The organism is Variovorax sp. AC194, assembly GCF_979257995.1.
Genome location: NZ_OZ409823.1, coordinates 3,072,944 through 3,092,082 on the forward strand (window position 1 = coordinate 3,072,944; position 19,139 = coordinate 3,092,082).

Consider the following 19,139-nt stretch of genomic DNA (forward strand, 5'->3'; position numbering starts at 1 on the left):
ACCCAAGGAGACTCACCATGTTTCAACCTTCCCTGATGAGCGGCCAGCGCATCCTCGTGACCGGCGGCGGCACGGGCCTCGGCCGCGCGATGGCCGAGCGCTTTCTCGGCCTGGGCGCCGACATCGCCATCTGCGGCCGGCGCCAGTCGGTCTGCGAGGAAACGGCGGCCGAGTGGCGCCAGCAGTTCCCGGGGCGCCGCATCGACACCTTCGGCGTGGACATCCGCATCGCGCAGAGCGTGGACGAGATGGTCGAGAGCCTGTTCCAGAGCGGCGGGCTCACCGGCCTCATCAACAACGCGGCGGGCAATTTCGTCGCGCCGACCGAGAGCCTCTCGCCGCGCGCTTTCGACGCGATCGCGAACATCGTCTTCCACGGCAGCTTCTACGTGACGCAGGCGGTGGGCAAGCGCTGGGTGGCCGAGGCCAAGTCGGGCAAGTGGAAGCAGGGCGACCCTTTCCGCAGCGTGATGAGCATCATCGTCACCTGGGTGGACAACGGCAGCCCCTACGTCGTGCCCTCGGCCATGAGCAAGGCGGGCATCGAGGTGATGACCAAGTCGCTCGCGGTGGAGTGGGCGCGGCATGGCATCCGCCTGAACGCCGTGGGCCCCGGCGAGATTCCCACCGAGGGCATGAGCAAGCGCCTGAACCCCGGCGAGGAGCCCGGCGCGCGCACCAAGGAGATGAGCCCGATGGGGCGCACCGGCCGCATGAGCGAGCTGCAGAACATCGCCGCCTTCCTGATGGCGCCGGGCCAGTGCGACTGGCTCACGGGCCAGAGCATCATGATGGACGGCGCCAACGCGCTGGCCAACGGCGGCAGCTTCTACGAGCTGCGCCAGTGGAGCGACACCGACTGGAAGGACGCGCGCGACCGCATCGAGGCGCAGAACCAGAAGGACAAGGCGCAGCGCTGAGCGCGTCGTCCCTTTATTTCTTCGGCGGCTTCGCCGCGTGCACGGTGACGTGCTTGTGCACGGGGCTGGACAGCACCAGCGAGGTGGTCACCGCGCCGTCCACCGCCAGCGCATCCACCACGCGCTGCAGGTCGGCCGGCTCGGCGATCGCGCAGCGCACGATGAAGCAGTCTTCGCCGGTCACGCGGTCGGCGCTCAGCACCTCGGGCATGTCGTTAAAGAGCTGCTGGTACCTGGCGATGCCCGCATGCGAGGTCTGCACGCGAATGATGGCCTGCAGCCCCACGCCCAGCGCCCGCAGGTTGACGCGGGCGCCATAGCCTTCGATCACCCCGGCGTCTTCCAGCTTGCGCACGCGCTCGCTCATCGCAGGCTGCGAGAGGCCGATGCGCTTGCCCAGCGCGGCCAGGCTCTGGCGCGCATCGGTCTGCAGCGCTTCGAGGATCAGGCGGTCCTTCTTGTCGATGTTCATGGTGTGTTTCACGACCGATGGTCGATCGGTTTGCGGGCCTGATTTTCGATGGATTGCCATTCGGCGCGGGCGGTGCGGCCGCTATCGTGGCATGCACCTTTTCAGGAGAAACCATGCAACTCGTCGGCATGCTCGATTCACCCTATGTGCGCCGCGTCGCCATCTCGCTGCGGCTGCTCGGCCTGCCGTTCGCGCATCGCCCGGTCTCGGTCTTCAGCGGCTTCGAGGCGTTTCGCGCGATCAATCCGGTGGTCAAGGCGCCCACGCTGGTGTGCGGCGACGGCACGGTGCTGATGGATTCCACCTTGATCATCGACCACGCGGAAGCCCTCGCCGGACGCAGCCTGATGCCCGCCGATGCGGCCGGCCGGCTGCACGCCCTGCGGACGGTGGGCCTGGCGCTCGCGGCGTGCGAGAAGACCGTGCAGATCGTCTACGAACACAACCTGCGCCCGGCCGAGAAGCTGCACCAGCCGTGGCTGGATCGCGTTCAGGGGCAGCTCGTCGCGGCGTACTCTGCGCTCGAGCAGGAGGCCGCCGCAATGCCGCCGCCTGCCGATGAATCGACGATGACGCAGGCCGGCATTTCGTCGGCCGTCGCCTGGGCCTTCACGCAGCTGATGCTGCCCGAGGTCATCGTGCCGGGCCGTTTTCCGACACTGGCGGCTTACTCTGTGCGCGCGGAAAACCTGCCGGCATTCCTGGCATCGCCCCAGGTGTAGTTCAGTCCGCGATGTCCGCGCCGCGCTCGGTCAGGAGACCGCGTAGCAGCGAGCGGTGGCAGCGCGATTCGTCCTCGCAATAGCAGCCGACCGCCAGCGCGGTGCCGTGCGAAAGCGCAGCCAGCAGGTCGAGGCTGCGGCTCGCGTCGGCCTCGGCCATCTCGGACTTGTACTTGCGCGCAAAGGCATTCCATTGCGCGGGCTCTTGCGTCGCTTGCGCCTCCTGTCCGAGCTTCATCGTCTCGGCGGACGGCGCGAGGTTCGGGTACCACACGTCGTACCAGTTTTGCGAGGCGAATTCGGTCTTCGGAACGCCGCGCGGCGGGCGGCGCACGGTGCCGACGCGCAGGCCCTCGCCGGGTGCGCGCGGTGTGCCCAGGCGAACGATGCGGATGCTCATGGTGGTCCTCCGTTTTTTTCAGGTGCCGACGATGCCGCCGTCGCGGCGCTGGATCGCAAGCGTCGCCGAGCGCGGCCGCGCGCTGCCCGGCGTGGTGCCGTCGGGCCAGGCGCTGACGGGCATGGCGTTGCCATCGTCGCGCGCCTCGCCCGGATGCTGGATGTTCACGAACAGCGTGCGGCGGTCCGGCGTGACCACGCAGCCGGTGATCTCGCTGCCGTTCGGTCCGGTCAGGAAGCGCTTGATGCGGCCGGTGGCCGGGTCGGCGCACAGCATCTGGTTGTTGCCGAGCGACGCGTAGGCGGGCTTGCCGATCACCTGGCCGCTCATGTCGGTCTGGATCCAGAGCAGGCCGCCGCTGTCGAAATGCAGGCCGTCGGGGCTGCCGAACATGTCGGCCTCGGCCGAGGGGTAGCGCGCGCCGCTGCCCGCCTGCGCGGGGTCGCCGGCGAGCGCGAAGTGGTCCCAGGCGAAGCCCGTGCTCGCCGCATCGGCGCCGTCCTCGCGCCAGCGCAGGATTCCGCCGAAGAGGTTGTTCGCGCGCGGATTGGCCGCATCGGGTGCGGGCTTGCCGGCGTCGCCGCGCTGGCTGTTGTTCGTGAGCGTGACGTACACCTCGCCGCTCGCCGGATGCACGGCGATCCATTCGGGGCGGTCCATCTTCGTGCCGCCGACGATGTCGCCCGCCAGGCGCGCGTGGACCAGCACTTCGGCCGGGCCGGCAAAGCCGTTGGCCGCATCGAGGCCGTTGCGGCCGTGCGTGAGTTCGAGCCAACGGCCGCGCCCGCCCGCGTCGTAGCGCGCGACGTAGAGCGTGCCCTCGTCCAGCAGGTGGCGGTTGGCGGCGCGCGCGGCCGCGTCGGTGCCGGGGCGCACCTTCTCGCGGCTCACGAACTTGTAGATGTATTCGAAGCGCGCGTCGTCGCCCATGTAGACCACCACGCGGCCGTCTTTTGCGAGCGTGCAGGTGGCGCTCTCCTGGCGCTTGCGGCCGAGGGCCGTGCGCTTGACGGGCGTGGACGCCGGGTCGAACGGATCGATCTCCACCACCCAGCCGAAGCGGTGCGGCTCGTTGGGATGGCGGGCGAGGTCGAAGCGCTCGTCGAAGCGCCAGTACTCGACCCACTGCGAACCGGGCACCGTGCCGTAGCGGCGCTGCGCATCCGTCATGTCCTTGGCCGCTTCCTTCGGTCCGCCGAAGTAGCCGTGAAAGTTTTCTTCGCAGGTGAGGTACGTGCCCCAGGGCGTGACGCCCATGGCGCAGTTGGCGAAGGTGCCGAACACCTGGTCGCCGGCCGGGTTGGCGGCGGTGCGCATCAACGGCGTGCCCGCGGCCGGGCCTGCGATGCGCATGGGCGTGTTGCCGTGGATGCGGCGCGCGAACGGCGAGGGCTGCACCTGCTGCCAGCCGCCGGCGGTGCGGCGCACCTCGATCACCGAGACGCCCATCGCGTGGAGCGACTTGCGCACCTTGTCGGCGGTCCACACCTTGACGCCGTCGGTGTGCAGCAGTTGCTCGTCGGTGTATTCGTGGTTCATCACGAGCAGGCCGCGCTCGCCACGCTTGCCGGCCTCGTCGAGTGCGAAGAAGTGCATGCCGTCGTGGTGCATGCCGGCTTGCACCGCCTGGTCGGCGGCGCTGTTGGCGCCGTCCGGGGCGAAGGCCGGCATCTGCCCGGCGATGCCGGTGGGCGTGCCCCACGGATAGAGCAGCTGCCACTCGTATTCGGGCGGCACGACGACGGTGTCGCGCAAGGACACGGGCACGCCTGTGAATCCGAGTGCGTTGCCGCCGCGCGCCGACGAGGGAAACGCGCAGCCCTGCCCGAACAGCGCCACCACGGCGGCGGCCGAGCCCGATTGAAGGAGAAAGTGACGGCGGTCCAGCGGCATGGCAGGGGTGTTGGGTGGGCGACAGCCGCCATCATCGCCCAGGCGCCGCGCCGGGCGATACTGATCGGAACCCACAAGGAGACACGCATGAGCGATCGCATCGAATGGACCCGCCACCCCGCCGGCGTGGTGGAGCTGCAGCTGGCACGCGCCGACAAGATGAACGCGCTCGACCCCGCGATGTTCGATGCGCTCATCGAAGCCGGCGAAGCCCTGTGCCGCGACGCGGCGGTGCGCGCTGTCGTGATCTCCGGCCGCGGCAAGGCGTTCTGCGCGGGGCTCGACATGGCGTCGTTCGAGCGCATGCAGCAGGGCGCGGGCGAGGGCGTGCTGGGGGAGGGCGCGGCAGGGGCCGATCTGGTCAAGCGCACCCACGGCATCTCCAACGCCGCGCAACACGTCGCGATGGTCTGGCGCGACGTGCCGGTGCCGGTCATCGCCGCGGTGCACGGCGTGGCCTTCGGCGGCGGCCTTCAGGTGGCGCTGGGCGCGGACATCCGCATCGTCGCGCCCGACACGAAGCTCTCGGTCATGGAGATCAAGTGGGGCCTGGTGCCCGACATGGCCGGCATGGTGCTGATGCGCGAGCTGGCGCGCAGTGACGTGGTGCGCGAGCTCACGTTCACCGGGCGCATCTTCTCGGGCGAGGAGGCGCTCCAGATCGGCTTTGCCACGCGGCTCTCGGCCGATCCGCTGGCCGAGGCGCTGCGGATGGCGCACGAGATCGCCGGCAAGAGTCCCGATGCGGTCCGGGCCGGCAAGCGCCTGCTCAACGCGGCCATGTCGCAGGGCGCCGCCGAGCTGCTGATGGCCGAATCGGTCGAGCAGAAAGCGCTGATCGGCAGCGCGAACCAGGCCGAGGCGGTGAAAGCCAACATCGAGCGCCGCCCGCCGCGCTTTTCTCCGCCTGCTTGACCGGCACACCCCGCTGCGTTGCATGCCCCGCGCTTCGAAAAGAGCGTGGGCGGCTCCCTTTTTGGGGTCTTTACGTGTTTTGGCCGCCGAAAAAGTCAGCACTTAGCACACATCGGGTATCGGTGTGTAAGAATTAAGTAGTTGTTTTATGGCAAGGATGGGCGGAAATGGAATCACTTTGTGTGCAGAAGGTCACGGCTTTCCGGGGAGTAGTCCCTTGGAAGGATGGCTCCTGAACGCGCCCTCCTTAACAATTGAACGCTTTGCCTAGCGACGGCGATCCTGCATGTCGACGACCACGTTTTTTTGTAACCTCAGCGTGCCCATCCTGGTGGGCGAGGACCGCTACAAGTACGTCCCCATCGTTGGGGTTTTCCGCAGCATTCCATTCGATCAAGTCGACGAGTGGGTGATGCATCCCGACGGCGGACCGCGCAGCGATCGCGAACTCGCGGCCGAAGTGCTTGTGGAGATCAGGAAGCCCCTCGGCGCGAGCGGCCGCACGGCGCCGCACGCCTTCGATGTGGCCGACATCCTGCAACTGGACCGCGCCGCTGCGATCGTCGTCTCCACTTTCCTGGCCGCATTGCCTCGCGTCTGAGGCTCGCGCCTGTCCTGCGCCTGTCTTGCGCCTTTGGCCTCGGATTCAGGCCGCAATCGCCCCCACCGCCCAGTAGAACGTCGGCCTTGCTCCGTTGAGCAGGTGATCGCCGACCACACGCCCCTTGTAGATCGTCGGGTTGTGCGACGCGAGCGTGCGCGCGTTGCGCCAGTGGCGGTCCAGCCGCCGGTCTTCCTGCAGCGCCGAGGCGCCGCCGATGTCGAAGAGCCGCGTGCCGGCCTGCAGCACCGCATCGACGATGCCGGCCTGCGCCTTGGCGGTGTTGAGTTCCACCTCGAACAACAGGCTCTCCGGAACGCTTTCGCCGCGCTGGCGGAAGCGGTCGATCTCGCCGAGCCCGCGCGCCACCGCTTGCACGGTCGAGGCCGCGATGAACGCGGTGCTCGCGAGCTGGCCGATGACCTGCTGCACCAGCGGATCCTCGCGCGGCGTGTCGCCGCTGCCGTGGCTGTAGACGCGCTTGCGCGGCTGCACGAAGGCGACCGCGTCGCGCACGATGGCACGCGCGATGCCCGCGAGCGTGGCCAGGTGCGTGAGCTGGAAATGGGCGGTGAGCGGCGTCGGCTGGTCGCGCACGTAGAGCAGCACGTGCTCGGGCTTCACCCGCACGTTGCGAAAGCGCGTGGTGCCCGAGGCGCTCAGCCGCTGGCCGAAACCGCGCCAGTCGTCCACGCGCTCCACGCCCGCGGCCTCCGAGGGCACGAGCGCGATCACGCGGTCGCTGCTGCCGTCGGCATTCAGGCGCTGGGCCGAGACCGAGATCCAGTCGGCGTAGAGCGTGCCGGTGCTGTAGTACTTGTCGCCGTCGAGCCGCCACGCATCGCCATCGCCGTCCTCGCGCGACAGCGTGGTCTGCAATGCGCCGAGCGCGCCTTCGCCCAGTTCGGTGGTGGCGTTGCCGAAGACCACGCCTTCCGCGGCGAGCCGCATCCACGGGCCGTGCAGCGACGGGTCGATCTCCGCGAACAGCCGCTCGATGAAGCCGAAGTGCGCGCGCAGGATCTGCGGCAGATTCGAGTCGGCTTCGCCCAGCTCGATGAGCAGGTCGTACAGCTGCTCGACCGAGGCGCCCAGGCCGCCGTATTCGAGGGGCACGCGCAGGGCGCCGAAGCGCTCGGCGTTGAGCCAGGCGACCGGTTCGTAGGCGAGCTCTCGCTCGTTTTCGCGCTGCGCCGCGTGCACCGCGATGCGATCGAAGATGGGGCGAAAGCGCGCGAAGAGCTGTTGCGAGGAGGGCGCGGCGGGTGCCGCGGGGGCGCGCACCGGGCGCGGCGTGTCTTGAGTGATGGCCATGAGAGCCGGACTGTGCCCGGCCGCATGCGGCTTGGGAAATGCGCTTTCCGAGTTTCGTTATGAGGCGTCCGCAGCCGCCTTATCGGCTATCGCTTCCCGCGCGCATCCACCGGCCAGATCGCCACCAGCGCGCCGCCCTCGACCACGTGATAGACGTCGTGCAGGTTCACCGTCGGATCGCAGTGCGGCGTCACGAACTCGATGCGCGTGCCCAGCGCGGGTCTCGGCCCTGCCGGCATCAGCTTGCCGTGCTCGTCGCCGAAGAAGGCGTAGCGGCTGGCGGCATCGGTGCCGCGCGCGACCAGCGGCACGCCGCCGTCGGTGGCGAAGCACTTGGTGCCGCCGTCGACGGTGACCCAGTCGGGCGCATTGGTGCTGACCACGGCCGTCTGCACGAAGAGGGCCACCTCGAAGGGCGAGGGCTCGGTGCCGGCGGCCAGCACCTGGGTGTATTCCGCGTCCATGAAGACATAGGAGCCGGCCTGCAGTTCGGTGAAGGCGTTCTGCTCCGTGTCGAGGTCGTGCGTGCCGGTGCCGGCGCCGGTGACGATCTCGAAATTGAACCCCTTGCGCCGGGCCGCCGCGACGATGCCCGCCACGGTTTCGCGCAGGCCCGCAGCCGCCGCGCTGCGCTCGTCGCGTGCCACGATGTGCTGCAGGTTGCCCGCATAGGCCTGCAGGCCGCGCAGCCTGAGGCGCGGCTCGCCGGCGATGGCGGCGGCCAGCGCGAGCACCTGCGCCTCGTTCGCGGCGCCGGTGCGGTTGTAGCCGGCGCCGTAGTCCACCAGCACGGGCAGCGGGTGCAAGAGGCCGCTCGCGGCCCGGGCCAGGTCGGCCACGTTGGCCAGGTTGTCGGCCACCACCATCACGCCGCCGGGCGCCGCGCGCTCGGCCAGCTTGACCAGGCGCGCGATCTTGCTCGGCGTGACCGCCGGCGAAGTGATCAGCACGCTGCGGATGCCGCCGTCGACCATGACTTCCGCTTCGCCCAGCGTGACGCAGCTCACGCCGATGGCGCCCGCGGCCACCTGGCGCCGCGCGATCTCGATCGACTTGTGCGTCTTCACGTGCGGCCTGAGGCCGATGCCGCGCGCCTTGGCGAAGGCGGCCATGCGTTCGATGTTGCGGGTCATCGCGGGCAGCTCGATCAGCAGGGCGGGTGTATCGAGCAGGTGGCGGCCGCCGGGAACGCCGATCAGCGGGGCATTGGGATGCAGGGGGCGGGGCATTCTTTTGTCTTCCTTTGTTCTTGGATGGGGATGTGCGATGCGTGGTGCGTGGTGCACGAGGGCGAAATGATCGCATCCAAATATTCGCACGATCCGCGGAGGTGCAAACGGCTGCCGTTGCGCAACGGCAGCGCGGCGTCGAAGCAGTGCAGGCCTATCGGGTCCGCTTCGCGGCGCTGCTCGGCACGTCGCTTGGGAATTCCGCATCCCGCGGCCGCAGGGCCAGCCACCAGAGCAGCGCCGCATTGACCGCCCAACCGCCCGCCAGCAATAGCAGCGCGGTGCTCGCCACGCCGGGCGAGAGATCGAGCGTCAACAGGCCCAGCGACCACGGCAGGCCGCCCGCGATGGCGGCCAGCATGCCCACGTCGCTCTCAGGCACGACCGCGCTGCCCAGCACGCAGACCACGCCGGCGACCGTGTAGACCGACGCCGCGATGCGCCAGCCGGGGCGAAAAGACAATCGTGAACGCGCCGTGGACATGACCCGAGCATCGCCGATTGCGGTGTCCGCCGTGAAGGCTGGATACGCGAAGAAACGTAGTGTTTTGGCGACGGTTCGCGCGCAGGGTTGCCAAGCATTTCACGATCGCCGCGCTCCGGTGCGGCAGCAGAACCTTCACAGCCGTTTCGCGCGACTGTCACCTGAGGGCGCCACCATCGGCGCATGGCTGGCCAACTCATCTCCATCTCCCTGACCGTCGACCAACACGATGCCGGGGACTATTTCTGGGTGCTCCTCGAATCCTTCGACAACTCGATGGAGTTCGAGCCGCTGATGGAGGCGGCCACCGGCTTCGCCACCTACGGCGATGCACTGCAGGCGGGCTACGTGGTGCTCAAGGGGCTGTCGGAGGACCTGAACGTCGGGCCGCGGGAAGAGGGCGACGATCCGGATATCGTCGTGATGGACGAAATGGAAGAAGCCGACCGACAAGGTCGCTGACTTCCCGGGTCTTCAGGGGTGCAGGCCGGGGATGGTGCCTACGCGGGGCGTGCCGCATATCGAAGCGCGAAATTCTTCTTTGGCGGCATTGCCATGGCGGACTAAGGTCGCGCGTCACCCGCTGCAACCAATCCTCATGAGTCAACGCAAGCTACGCCTGGGCGCCTTCATCATGGCCACGGGCCACCACGTGGCCGCATGGCGCCATCCGGGCTCGCAGGCCGATTCGGGCGTCAACATCGATCACTACATCGAAGTCGCGAAGACCGCCGAGCGCGGCCTGTTCGACCAGGTGTTCGTGGCCGACAGCCCGGGCGTCGCCTTCCACGGCGACGACGAGGCCTTCAGCCGCCAGGGGCGAGTGTCTTACTTCGAACCGGTGACCTTGTGGGCCGCATTGTCGGCGGTGACAAAGCACATCGGCTTCGTGGCGACCGCGTCCACCACCTACGAAGATCCGTTCCTGCTCGCACGCAAGTTCGCATCGCTGGACCACCTGAGCAAAGGCCGCGCGGCCTGGAACGTGGTGACCACCAGCGCGGACAACGTCCACGGCAACTTCGGCCTGGACAAGCACCCCGACCCGGCCTCCCGCTACGAGCAGGCGCACGAGTTCATCGACGTGGCCAAGGGCCTGTGGGACAGCTTCGAGGACGACGCCTTTCAGCGCGACCCCGTCTCCGGCAAGTACTTCGACCCGGCCAAGCTGCACGCGCTGAACCATTCGGGCAAGTACTTCAAGGTCGCCGGCCCGCTCAACCTGGAGCGCCCGCCCCAGGGCTATCCGGTGATCGTGCAGGCCGGCTCGTCCGAGCCCGGACGCGAGCTGGCGGCCGCGTCCGCCGAAGCGATCTTCACCGCGTGGACCAGCCTGGCCGAGGCGCAGGCGTTCTACCGCGACGTGAAAGGGCGACTTGCCAAGTACGGCCGCCGCCCCGAGCAACTGCTGGTGCTGCCCGGCATCTCGCCGGTGATCGGCCGCACCCAGGAAGAGGCCGAGGCCAAATGGGCCGCGCTGCAGAAGCTGATCCACCCGTCCGTCGGGCTGAACACGTTGCACACCTTCTGGCCCGGCGAAGACCTGTCGAAATGGGACCTGGATGCGCCGCCGCCCTACATTCCGGACGCGCCGCCCGGGCGAAACAGCCGCGCCCACGTGGTGCTGGAGCTGGCCCGGCGCGACAGGCTCACCGTGCGGCAGCTCTACGAATACCTGGCCGGCGCGCGCGGCCACTGGGTGGTGGTCGGCACGCCGCAGACCATCGCAGACCGGATGCAGGAGTGGTTCGAAGGCGGTGCGGCCGACGGCTTCAACGTCATGCCGCCGGTGCTGCCCGAATCGCTCGACGAGTTCGTGGACCTGGTGATTCCGGAACTCCAGCGCCGCGGCCTCTTTCGCACGGCCTACGAAGGGCGCACCCTGCGCGAGAACCTGGGGCTGGAGCGGCCGGTGAATCAGTTCTCCGTCAAGGGGCGCAAGGTCGCGTAGGAAATCGAGAGAGCCGATGCGGCATCGCGCACCGGCTGCCGATCAGCGCAAGACCCGCTTCGACGCACCGACGATCGTCAGCTCGACGTGGTTCGAGCCGTTGTGGTTGCGGTCGGAAAAGCGCACCACGTAGCCGCCGAGGTCGAGTTCACGAAGCCCTTCGAGCCCGCGCACGAAGCTCTCGCGCGTGGGCGACGGGCCGGCCTGTTGCAGCCCTTCGACCAGCACCCTGGCGGACACGAAACCTTCCATGTGGTTGTAGCCGGCCTCCACGCCCTTGCGGCTTGCCAGGTCGGAGAGTTCGCGCGCAAGCCGCGTGGCGCTGCCCCACGGATAGGGCATCACCTGCGCGATCGCGACGCCCTTGCTGCGATCGCCCAGCGCCTGGATCAGCTGCTGGGAGCTGACCACCGACAAGGCATAGAACTGCGCGCTGGCCCCGGCCGATGCATAGGCCGCGATGAAGTCGCTCGTGACCTTGCCCGCCGTGACCAGGACGACCACCGGCGGCCTGGCGCGCGCGAGGTCCTGCGCCGCCGCTTGCAGCCCGCTGCCGTCGACGGCCAGCGGCGTTGCCGCCGCAAGCGCCACGCCGCGCCGGGCGGCCGCGCTCTTGAGGGCGTCCAGCCCGCCCGTGCCGAACGCGTTGTCCAGATAGGCCACGCCCACGCGGTCGATGCCCAGCACGGCCAGGTGCTGCACGATCTTCTCGATCTCGTCCGCATAGCCGGCGCGCACGTTGAAGACGTAGCGGTCGAAGCCGCTGCGCAGCGCATCGGTTCCGGTGAAGGGCGCGACCAGCGGCACCTTGCGCTCCCGCACCACCGGGAGCGCGGCCAGGGTGGTCGGCGTGCCCGCGAGGTTGAAGAGCGCGAAGACGCCGTGCTTGTCGATCAGCTGCCGCGCGTTGTCCGCGGTGCGCTGCGGGTCGTAGGCGTCGTCCAGCGCGACCACCTTCAGCTGCCGCCCGTGCACGCCGCCCCTGGCGTTGACCTGCTCGAAGCACCAGGCCGCGCCTTCCTGGAGCTCGCGCGTCAGCGGGGCGAGCGGGCCGCTCAGCTGGCACGACTGGCCGATCAGGATCTCCGCGTCGGCCTCGGTGCGCGGCGCCGAAGACGCCCATCGGGCCCACGGCGCCGCGACCAGCGCCGCCGCGCCCGCGCCCATGACTCGCAGCGCGCGCCGCCGCGTCGCCGTCGCTCGATCCCTCACGGCGTGCAGGTGAAGCTGGCCGCGGCGTTGACGTCGCCCGTCCCGTTGTAGCGCGGGTACTTCGGCGACTCGCAGACCGGCATCGTGCGGGCCGTGGCGCCGGCCATGAAGTTGTAGGTCAGCTGGTCCGGCGCCTTGCTGTTCTCCACCCAGTCGACGACGGCGCCGAGCCAGTCGACCTCGTTCAGGTTGCCGCCCGCCCCGTGGGTCGAAGCGGGCACGATGAACATGCGGGCGTTGGCGCGCGGGTCGGCCAGGCCGAAGGCCTTCGCGGCGGCGGACATGGTGGTGAAGTTGCGAACGTGGTCGTTGACCGACATCAACGGATCCCCCGCGTCGTGCCAGGAGAGCAACTTGCCGCCCGACGCCACGTAGGCCGCGATGGCGTTCCTGTCGTGGTCGGCGCCCAGGCGCTGCAGGCCGCTGCTGAAGACGTAGTAATCGCGGTTGACGTCGAAGCTCGCCAGGTTGGGCGCCGGCGCCGTGCCCGGAGGCGGCGCGCCGAACCACAACGGATCGTTGGTCGCCAGGAACGCGAAGCCGCCACCCAGGCCGCCATAGCTCGTCACGCCCAGCGCCGGCACGCCGGGAATGGGGGACGCTGGCGCGAAGTTGGTCCAGTTGTACCGGCTGTACGCGGTGGCGCCGGAGGCCAGTGTCAGGTCGTTGAGCAAGCCCGCGAGCGTGGGCACCTGCGCCGCCGACAGGCAGAGCGCGGGGTCGGCATTCGCGCCGGGCTGGCCGCATTGCAGCGACGCGGCGGGCAGGGCGCACGCGCCAGGGTTGGCGAGGTAGCCGTCGGTCGCGCCGTCGCTGGCGTCGCAGGCTGCCACCGCGGCCGCATAGGCGGCGGCGTACTGGGGCGGGCTGATCTCGGCCGGCGTGGCCGCCTTGGCGGCCGTGTTCATGAGGCCGGTGACGGCACCGCCCATGTCCATGGTCTCGCAGCCGGCGACGATGCCGTCGAACTCCTGTGGCCAGCGTTGCGCGGCGATGTAGGCGTTGCGCCCGCCGTTGGAGCAGCCGCTGAAGTAGCTGTGGCTCGGCGCCTTGCCGAAGAAGGCCTTGGCGACGGCCTTGCCGAAGCGCAGCGTGGTGCCTCCGGCGGCGTACGCGTAGTCGATGGCCGATTGCTGGGCGTCGGGCGTGCCGCTCACCCACACCCCCGGCGCGGCCTGTGCAGGCACGCTGGCCCGGTTGCCGCCGTTGGACGCTGCGTACACCGCGCCCTTCACCGCGAGCACGGGGCTGACCGCGACCACCGCGCCGCCCGAGTCGGTCGTCACCACCGAGGCGATGCGCCCGTCGAAGCCGCCACCGCCCTGCTGCCAGTAGCGGCCGGTCCAGTTGTCGGGCACGTCGATCTCGATGTCCAGGAACGGCGCGCGCGTGCCCAGCACCTGGCAGAAGCCCGATGGATAGAGCGGCGCCTTCGCCTCGAAGCGCACGGTGCCGGTGACGGTCACGCCTTCGATGACCTGTCCCTTGAGCGTGGTGCAGGTGCTCTTGAGCTGCTCGGCGGTGGGGCCCGTGGGCGGCGGCGGTGCAGGGGGCGCCGGTGCGGGTGCGGGCGGAGGAACGATCGGCAGGAAGCCACTGCCTCCACCACCACCGCCTCCGCAGGCTTGCAGGGCCAGGCCTGCGGCCAGCAGCAGGCCCTTCGACAGCAGGGCTCGAGGTTTATGTTTTTCGTTGCGCATGGGTTGTCTCCAGTGTTTGAGTGGTGCGCCGGATGCCCGGCAAATCTCTCTCGATGTCTGCCGATCTGGCTACCGACCGGTCGGTCGGTATGAAAGCAGGGCGAGGCTAACGCATGAGCCCGAACCCAGGCAAGCGGCGAAAGCTCGGGACTAACCCCTAAGATCCACGATCGCGCCGCCTGGCGCAGGGCCTGTTCCTCTCGAACCCATGACCGTTGACCTTCCTTCTCCCCGCCCGGGCGACCAGCGCAGCCTGATCGCCCGAAGCGCCGCCGAGCTGTTCGCCCGCAAGGGCTATGCGGCGACGTCGATGAACGAGATCGCCGAGGCCAGCCACCTCTCCAAGCCCGGCCTGTACCACCACTTCAAGGACAAGGCCGAGGTGCTGCTGCACATCGCCGACGGCCATGTCTCGCGGCTGGTCGACATCGTGACGGGGGTGGAAGCGCTGGACCTCGCCGCGGAGCAGCGCCTGCCCGAGCTCATCGAGGCGTTCATGCGCGAGTACGCGGAGGCGCAGAACGAGCACCGCGTGCTCACCGAAGACGTGCGCTTCCTCGCCCCCGAGGCGCAGGCGCGCGTGCTCGACAAGGAACGCACGGTGGTGCAGGTGTTCGCCAACGCCATCGCCGCGACGCGCCCCGACCTGCACGACGCGCAGCTTCACAAGCTGCTGACGATGTTCCTCTTCGGCATGCTCAACTGGATGTTCACCTGGTTCCGGCCCGGCGGACGGTTCACCTACGAAGAGATGGCGCCGATCGCGACGCAGCTGTTCGTGAACGGCATCTCGGGCCTGGAGATCGCGCCGAAAAAGAAGACCGAGGCGACGCGCGGCAGGCGCCGGTGAAGTCGCCCTGACCGGCTGCGCGCGCGCCTATCCCTCTTCGGCCGCAAAGAGCCCTAGATGCGCGGTGCGCAGCTGGAACTTCTGCACCTTCCCCGTCGGCGTCATCGGCAGCCCGCCGACGAAGCGGACCGACTTGGGCACCTCGAAGCGGCCCAGGCGCTCCCTGCAGAACGCGAGCAGTTCGTCCTCGCCGCACGCGTCGGCCGTTGGGCGCAGCACCACGAACGCCGCGACCGCCTCGCCCCAGTGCGGATGCGGCAGCCCCACCACGGCCGCGCCGGCGACCGCGGGGTGGGCCAGCAGCACGGCTTCGAGCTTGATGCTGGAGACGTTCTCGCCGCCGGACTTGATCATGTCCTTCTTGCGGTCGAGGAACAGCATCTGCCCGTCGGCGTCGAACATGCCGATGTCGCCCGTGTGGTGCCAGCCGAAGCGGCGCGCCGCGGCGGTGGCCTTGGGGTCCTTGAGGTAACCCAGAAAGACGTTGGGGCCGCGGTGCACGATCTCTCCGACCTCGCCCGGCCCGAGCAGCCGGCCGTCGTCGTCCATCACAGCGGTCTCCACGCCCGCGACCGAAACGCCCCAGCAGTTGCCGTCCTTGTCCGGATGCTCGCTCGCGCGGTAGACCATGGTCGGCGGGTACATCTCGGTCTGGCCGGTGCCCAGGCGCACGTCGGCGCACATCTCGCGGCGCACCTCTGCGAGCAGGTTCTTCGGCATCGGCGCGAGGCCGTACATGCACATGCGCAGCGAGGAGACATCGGTGCGCGGGCGCTCGGGGTGTTTCATCAATGCATCGAACATCATCGGCAGGCACGAGAGCCAGCTGATGCGTTCGCGCGCGATCGCCGCCAGCATGGCCGCGGGGTCGAAGCCGTTGGCCAGCCAGATCGTGGCCCCCACCATCAACGCCCCCATGCTGATGGTGTGCTGCGCGCAGTGAAAAAGCGGCAGCACCGAGCCGACGACGTCGCGCTCGGTGGCTTCGAAGCTCTGCGCGCAGCTCAGCAGCGCGCCGTGGATCGCGCGGTGCGAATGCATCACACCCTTCTGCTTTCCCGTGGTGCCGCTGGTGTACATGACGAGCGCGAGGTCGTCGTCGCCCTGGTCAACGGCCAGCGGTTGCGCCGGCGGGCGCGATGCGAGCGCATCGAACTGCAGCGTGCCGGCGATGGGCTCGTGCGCGCCGATCACGACCGCGCGCAGCCCCAGCCGCTCGACCAGCGCGCGCAGCGCCGGCACCGCGAACAGCGTGGCGTCGATGAAGACGCCGCTGGCTTCGGCGTGGCTGAGCACATGTTCGATCGAGGCCGCATCGAGCTGCACATTCACCGGCACCCAGACGTTGCCCGACTTGTGGATGGCCTGGATGGCCGCGAGGTGCTCGATCGAGTTGACGCACATCGTCGCGATGCGGCGGCCGGTGAGCCCCTGGTCGCGCAGCGCCTCGCCGACGCGTTCGCTCGCCGCATCGAGCGCCGAGAAGCTGATGCGCCGCTCGCCTTGGATGACGGCGGTCTTGTCGGGGTTGCGGCGGGCGCTGCGCCGCACGATGTCGGCGAGCGAGATGCGGGCGATGCGGGTGCGTTCGGCGTCGGCTGTCTGCATGAGGGCTCCTGGAGGGCTCGCTGGCCCGGTCACGGTTCGACGAAGAAATCGATCAGCGGCTCGACGCCCGGCGTCACCAGGTACGGCGCGAAATCGGCGACGCCGGCATCGCGCAGCACCTGCTCGTCGATCAGCAACTGGCCGGTGAGCTCGCGGCTCGGGCGCGTCAGGATGTGCCACGCGGCGTCGGCCATGATGGCCGGCAGGCGCGCCTGTCCGGCCACGTCGGGCGCGGCGATGCGCAGGGCGCTGGTGGCGATCACGGTGCGCGGCCACAGCGAGTTGCTCGCGATGCCGCGCCCGCGCAGCTCCTCGGCCAGGCCGCGGCTGAGCATGCTCATCGCGTACTTCGAGGTGGTGTAGGCCGCATGGCGCGCGAACCACTTGGGGTTCATGTCCAGCGGCGGCGACAGCGTCAAGATGTGCGGATTGGCCGCTTTCTCCAGGTGCGGCAGGCAGGCCTGCGCGCACAGGTAGCTGCCCCGCGCGTTGATCTCGAACATGAGGTCGTAGCGCTTCATCGGCGTGCGCTCGACGGTCTCCAGGTGGATCGCGCTGGCGTTGTTGACCAGGATGTCGATGCCGCCGAAGCGCGCCACCGCCGCATCGACGGCGGCGCGCACCTGGGCTTCGTCGCGCACGTCGACCACCACCGCGAGCGCCTGTCCGCCGGCCGCGACGATTTCCTCGGCGGCGCTGTGGATGGTGCCGGGCAGGCGCGGATCGGGCGTTGCCGTCTTGGCCGCGACCACGATATTTGCGCCGTCGCGCGCGGCCCGCAGCGCGATGGCCTTGCCGATGCCGCGGCTCGCGCCGGTGATGAAGAGTGTTTTCGATTTCAGGGACTGCATGCAGGCTTTCGGAAATCGCGATGCGCGATCGCAGGAGCCCGCAGGCTATGCGCCGGTGCGGCAAAAGACTTGCGCAGACTGGCTGCGGCGGATGCGGCCAACGCAGCCAATCGACGCAAGGTGCCGGGGCGGGGGCGTGCGACCATCGGCGCAACTCCCGGCGTCGAGCCCTTCATTCGATGATCACGCTCTACCACTGCGCGAATGCACGCTCGTTCCGCGTCCTCTGGATGCTCGAGGAACTCGGCGCGGCCTACCGGCTGGAGATGCTCCCGTTTCCGCCGCGGGTGCTGCACCCCGCGTACCTGGAGATCAACCCGCAGGGCACGGTGCCGCTGCTGGTCGATGGCCAGACGCGCATGACCGAGTCGGCCGCGATCTGCCAGTACCTGGCCAGCCTGCACGCGCCGACCTCGCTGGACGTGGAGCGCGGCGAGGCGGGCTACGGCGACTACCTGAACTGGCTCCACTTCGGCGAGGCCTCGCTGACCTTTCCGCAGACCCTGGTGCTGCGCTACACCCTGCTGGAGCCCGAGGAGCGCCGCCAGCCCCAGGCCGCGGAGGACTACGCCCGGTTCTTCTTCGTGCGCCTGCGGGCGCTCGAACAGCGGATCGAGGCGCAGGACTTTGCGTGCGCCGGGCGCTTCACGGCAGCCGACATTTCCATTGGCTACGCCTTGCTGCTGGCCCGCGTGCTGGGCCACCACGAGCGCTTCGGGCCGGCGGTGCGGCGGTACTGGGAGCGCCTGAGTTCGCGCGCAGGTTTCGTGCGTGCGATGGCGGTGCAGGACGACGCGGCTGCGCGCCAGGGCCTTGCGCTGTTGCCGACGGCCGGCGTGGGGCTCGGGAAGCGGTCGCAGGTGCGCGAATGAGTGTGGCCATCAAACGGGCCCTGGGCAATCGCTCCGCGATGGCACTGGAGATCCTTGTCGCGGCTGGCGTGCTAGCGGCGCCGCGGCAGCGTCAGTCCGTCGCAAGACGGGACAGGAAGGCGTCGACCTGGTCCTCGGCAGTGGCCCATGAGCTGACCAGGCGAATCACCGAATGTTCTTCGTCCGGTCGGCCCCACACGTAGAACGCGAAGTCCTTCTGCAGCGCGGCGACGACGGCGTTCGGAAAAATGGGGAACACCTGGTTCGTCTCGGTCGCCGCAGCGAATCCGTAGCCGCCCGCGGCGATGCCGGCCGCCAGCCTTGCCGCCATGGCATTCGCGTGCCGCGCCATGGCGAAGAACAGATTGCCATCGCCGAACAATTCACGGAACTGGATGCCGAGCAACCGCCCCTTGGCCAGCATGCCGCCGCGCTGCTTGAGGTGAAAGGCGAAGTCCTCTGCAAGCGCCGGGTTGCACACCACGATGGCCTCGCCCAGCAGCGCGCCCACCTTGGTCCCGCCGATCCAGAACAGGTCGACCAGCGAAGCGATGTCGGCCAGCGTCGCATCGTTCCTGTGCGAAGCCAGCGCGGCCCCGAGGCGGGCGCCATCGAGAAACAGGATGAGCCCCCGCCGCCTCGCGAGCGCGGAGATGCTGCGCAATTCGGCCAGCGTGTAGACCGTGCCCGTTTCCGTCGCATTCGACAGGTAGATGAGCCGCGGCCGGGCCATGTGGGGAAAGTGCGAGTTGGTCTCGAGCGCCTCCTCGATGTTCTCGGGCGTGATCTTTCCATCGACCGCGGGAACGAGGATGAGCTTGTGTCCCGTGGCCTCGATCGCGCCGGCTTCCCGCACGACGATATGGCCGGAGCTCACGGCGATCACGGCTTCGTGCGGGCGCAGGCAACTGGAGATCGAAGCGATGTTGGCCATGGTGCCGCTGGCAACGAAGTGGATGGCGCCTTCGAACGCGCCGCCCAGGTGCGCCTTGATCCTCGATGCCGCATCGGCCGAGTAGGCGTCGTCGCCGTAGGGCGCCTGCTGCGCGAGGTTGGTCTGCGCGAGCGCGCGCAGGATGTCGGGGTGCGCGCCCTCGCTGTAGTCGTCGAGAAAACTGAAGGTGGTCATTCGGTGCCGTCGTGTG

The 19,139-nt window shown here is 69.2% G+C and carries 19 protein-coding genes; 8 read left to right on the top strand and 11 right to left on the bottom strand.

The window, feature by feature from the left end:
* The first annotated feature begins 17 nt into the window (after positions 1-17).
* The gene (locus ACZYRS_RS14785; protein WP_198788613.1) at positions 18-920 is read left to right on the top strand and encodes an SDR family oxidoreductase; all 903 of its coding nucleotides are present in this window, start codon (positions 18-20) and stop codon (positions 918-920) included.
* Between the two features lie 13 nt (positions 921-933).
* Here the strand turns inward: ACZYRS_RS14785 and ACZYRS_RS14790 are convergent, their stop codons facing one another.
* Complete coding sequence (locus ACZYRS_RS14790) at positions 934-1,392, bottom strand: Lrp/AsnC family transcriptional regulator (protein ID WP_463419855.1); 459 nt, start codon at positions 1,390-1,392, stop codon at positions 934-936.
* A 113-nt stretch (positions 1,393-1,505) separates the two neighbouring features.
* Between ACZYRS_RS14790 and ACZYRS_RS14795 the strand changes: the two genes are divergently transcribed.
* Positions 1,506-2,114 carry a glutathione S-transferase gene (locus tag ACZYRS_RS14795; protein WP_463419856.1) on the top strand — a complete coding sequence of 203 codons (609 nt, stop codon included), beginning with the start codon at positions 1,506-1,508 and terminating at the stop codon, positions 2,112-2,114.
* Position 2,115: 1 nt separating this feature from the next.
* On the opposite strand, the gene ACZYRS_RS14800 is transcribed toward ACZYRS_RS14795, so the two are convergent.
* Positions 2,116-2,514 (bottom strand): DUF488 domain-containing protein, encoded by a 399-nt coding sequence (locus tag ACZYRS_RS14800; protein WP_463419857.1) that lies wholly within the window; start codon positions 2,512-2,514, stop codon positions 2,116-2,118.
* Positions 2,515-2,532: 18 nt separating this feature from the next.
* Positions 2,533-4,407 carry a PhoX family protein gene (locus tag ACZYRS_RS14805; RefSeq protein WP_463419858.1) on the bottom strand — a complete coding sequence of 625 codons (1,875 nt, stop codon included), beginning with the start codon at positions 4,405-4,407 and terminating at the stop codon, positions 2,533-2,535.
* Between the two features lie 87 nt (positions 4,408-4,494).
* Between ACZYRS_RS14805 and ACZYRS_RS14810 the strand changes: the two genes are divergently transcribed.
* Together ACZYRS_RS14810 and ACZYRS_RS14815 are read left to right on the top strand one after the other, a co-directional pair.
* The gene (locus tag ACZYRS_RS14810) at positions 4,495-5,322 is read left to right on the top strand and encodes a crotonase/enoyl-CoA hydratase family protein (protein WP_463419859.1); all 828 of its coding nucleotides are present in this window, start codon (positions 4,495-4,497) and stop codon (positions 5,320-5,322) included.
* Between the two features lie 286 nt (positions 5,323-5,608).
* On the top strand, positions 5,609-5,923 hold the full coding sequence (locus ACZYRS_RS14815; protein ID WP_042580912.1) for a hypothetical protein: 315 nt from the start codon (positions 5,609-5,611) through the stop codon (positions 5,921-5,923).
* 45 nt (positions 5,924-5,968) lie between these two features.
* On the opposite strand, the gene ACZYRS_RS14820 is transcribed toward ACZYRS_RS14815, so the two are convergent.
* The 3 genes from ACZYRS_RS14820 to ACZYRS_RS14830 form a co-directional block, all read right to left on the bottom strand.
* Positions 5,969-7,237 (bottom strand): acyl-CoA dehydrogenase family protein, encoded by a 1,269-nt coding sequence (locus ACZYRS_RS14820; protein WP_463419860.1) that lies wholly within the window; start codon positions 7,235-7,237, stop codon positions 5,969-5,971.
* Positions 7,238-7,323: 86 nt separating this feature from the next.
* Positions 7,324-8,466, bottom strand: coding sequence for a DSD1 family PLP-dependent enzyme (locus tag ACZYRS_RS14825; RefSeq protein WP_463419861.1), 1,143 nt, complete (start codon positions 8,464-8,466; stop codon positions 7,324-7,326).
* 154 nt (positions 8,467-8,620) lie between these two features.
* Positions 8,621-8,929 (bottom strand): hypothetical protein, encoded by a 309-nt coding sequence (locus ACZYRS_RS14830; protein WP_233102050.1) that lies wholly within the window; start codon positions 8,927-8,929, stop codon positions 8,621-8,623.
* A 204-nt stretch (positions 8,930-9,133) separates the two neighbouring features.
* On the opposite strand from ACZYRS_RS14830, the gene ACZYRS_RS14835 reads away from it, so the two are divergent.
* Both ACZYRS_RS14835 and ACZYRS_RS14840 read left to right on the top strand, forming a co-directional pair.
* On the top strand, positions 9,134-9,412 hold the full coding sequence (locus ACZYRS_RS14835) for a hypothetical protein (RefSeq protein WP_198788622.1): 279 nt from the start codon (positions 9,134-9,136) through the stop codon (positions 9,410-9,412).
* Between the two features lie 136 nt (positions 9,413-9,548).
* A complete protein-coding gene (locus ACZYRS_RS14840; protein WP_463419862.1) occupies positions 9,549-10,901 on the top strand; it encodes an LLM class flavin-dependent oxidoreductase in 1,353 nt (450 codons plus the stop codon).
* A 42-nt stretch (positions 10,902-10,943) separates the two neighbouring features.
* Here ACZYRS_RS14840 and ACZYRS_RS14845 read toward each other — a convergent pair whose 3' ends face one another.
* Positions 10,944-12,113: an ABC transporter substrate-binding protein gene (locus tag ACZYRS_RS14845; RefSeq protein WP_463419863.1), complete on the bottom strand. Its 1,170-nt coding sequence runs from the start codon at positions 12,111-12,113 to the stop codon at positions 10,944-10,946.
* Positions 12,110-13,813, bottom strand: a complete 1,704-nt coding sequence (locus ACZYRS_RS14850) for a tannase/feruloyl esterase family alpha/beta hydrolase (RefSeq protein WP_463419864.1) — start codon at positions 13,811-13,813, stop codon at positions 12,110-12,112. Before ACZYRS_RS14850 ends, ACZYRS_RS14845 begins: the two co-directional genes overlap by 4 nt.
* A 208-nt stretch (positions 13,814-14,021) precedes the next feature.
* Here ACZYRS_RS14850 and ACZYRS_RS14855 point away from each other — a divergent pair, with 208 nt between their 5' ends.
* Positions 14,022-14,663: a TetR/AcrR family transcriptional regulator gene (locus ACZYRS_RS14855; protein WP_463419865.1), complete on the top strand. Its 642-nt coding sequence runs from the start codon at positions 14,022-14,024 to the stop codon at positions 14,661-14,663.
* A 27-nt stretch (positions 14,664-14,690) separates the two neighbouring features.
* Here the strand turns inward: ACZYRS_RS14855 and ACZYRS_RS14860 are convergent, their stop codons facing one another.
* Positions 14,691-16,271: a class I adenylate-forming enzyme family protein gene (locus ACZYRS_RS14860; RefSeq protein ID WP_463419866.1), complete on the bottom strand. Its 1,581-nt coding sequence runs from the start codon at positions 16,269-16,271 to the stop codon at positions 14,691-14,693.
* A 29-nt stretch (positions 16,272-16,300) separates the two neighbouring features.
* A complete protein-coding gene (locus ACZYRS_RS14865) occupies positions 16,301-17,122 on the bottom strand; it encodes an SDR family oxidoreductase (protein WP_463419867.1) in 822 nt (273 codons plus the stop codon).
* Between the two features lie 179 nt (positions 17,123-17,301).
* On the opposite strand from ACZYRS_RS14865, the gene ACZYRS_RS14870 reads away from it, so the two are divergent.
* Positions 17,302-17,994, top strand: a complete 693-nt coding sequence (locus ACZYRS_RS14870) for a glutathione S-transferase family protein (RefSeq protein WP_463419868.1) — start codon at positions 17,302-17,304, stop codon at positions 17,992-17,994.
* Positions 17,995-18,085: 91 nt separating this feature from the next.
* Here ACZYRS_RS14870 and ACZYRS_RS14875 read toward each other — a convergent pair whose 3' ends face one another.
* The gene (locus ACZYRS_RS14875) at positions 18,086-19,123 is read right to left on the bottom strand and encodes a threonine aldolase family protein (protein ID WP_463419869.1); all 1,038 of its coding nucleotides are present in this window, start codon (positions 19,121-19,123) and stop codon (positions 18,086-18,088) included.
* Positions 19,124-19,139 lie beyond the last annotated feature (16 nt).

Coding starts and splice junctions, on each gene's coding strand:
- ACZYRS_RS14870 (WP_463419868.1), top strand. CDS start 17,302: ATGATCACGCTCTACCACTGCGCGAATGCACGCTCGTTCCGCGTCCTC.
- ACZYRS_RS14815 (WP_042580912.1), top strand. CDS start 5,609: ATGTCGACGACCACGTTTTTTTGTAACCTCAGCGTGCCCATCCTGGTG.
- ACZYRS_RS14810 (WP_463419859.1), top strand. CDS start 4,495: ATGAGCGATCGCATCGAATGGACCCGCCACCCCGCCGGCGTGGTGGAG.
- ACZYRS_RS14790 (WP_463419855.1), bottom strand. CDS start 1,392: ATGAACATCGACAAGAAGGACCGCCTGATCCTCGAAGCGCTGCAGACC.
- ACZYRS_RS14800 (WP_463419857.1), bottom strand. CDS start 2,514: ATGAGCATCCGCATCGTTCGCCTGGGCACACCGCGCGCACCCGGCGAG.
- ACZYRS_RS14785 (WP_198788613.1), top strand. CDS start 18: ATGTTTCAACCTTCCCTGATGAGCGGCCAGCGCATCCTCGTGACCGGC.
- ACZYRS_RS14865 (WP_463419867.1), bottom strand. CDS start 17,122: ATGCAGTCCCTGAAATCGAAAACACTCTTCATCACCGGCGCGAGCCGC.
- ACZYRS_RS14835 (WP_198788622.1), top strand. CDS start 9,134: ATGGCTGGCCAACTCATCTCCATCTCCCTGACCGTCGACCAACACGAT.
- ACZYRS_RS14825 (WP_463419861.1), bottom strand. CDS start 8,466: ATGCCCCGCCCCCTGCATCCCAATGCCCCGCTGATCGGCGTTCCCGGC.
- ACZYRS_RS14860 (WP_463419866.1), bottom strand. CDS start 16,271: ATGCAGACAGCCGACGCCGAACGCACCCGCATCGCCCGCATCTCGCTC.
- ACZYRS_RS14850 (WP_463419864.1), bottom strand. CDS start 13,813: ATGCGCAACGAAAAACATAAACCTCGAGCCCTGCTGTCGAAGGGCCTG.
- ACZYRS_RS14855 (WP_463419865.1), top strand. CDS start 14,022: ATGACCGTTGACCTTCCTTCTCCCCGCCCGGGCGACCAGCGCAGCCTG.
- ACZYRS_RS14820 (WP_463419860.1), bottom strand. CDS start 7,237: ATGGCCATCACTCAAGACACGCCGCGCCCGGTGCGCGCCCCCGCGGCA.
- ACZYRS_RS14840 (WP_463419862.1), top strand. CDS start 9,549: ATGAGTCAACGCAAGCTACGCCTGGGCGCCTTCATCATGGCCACGGGC.
- ACZYRS_RS14805 (WP_463419858.1), bottom strand. CDS start 4,407: ATGCCGCTGGACCGCCGTCACTTTCTCCTTCAATCGGGCTCGGCCGCC.
- ACZYRS_RS14875 (WP_463419869.1), bottom strand. CDS start 19,123: ATGACCACCTTCAGTTTTCTCGACGACTACAGCGAGGGCGCGCACCCC.
- ACZYRS_RS14795 (WP_463419856.1), top strand. CDS start 1,506: ATGCAACTCGTCGGCATGCTCGATTCACCCTATGTGCGCCGCGTCGCC.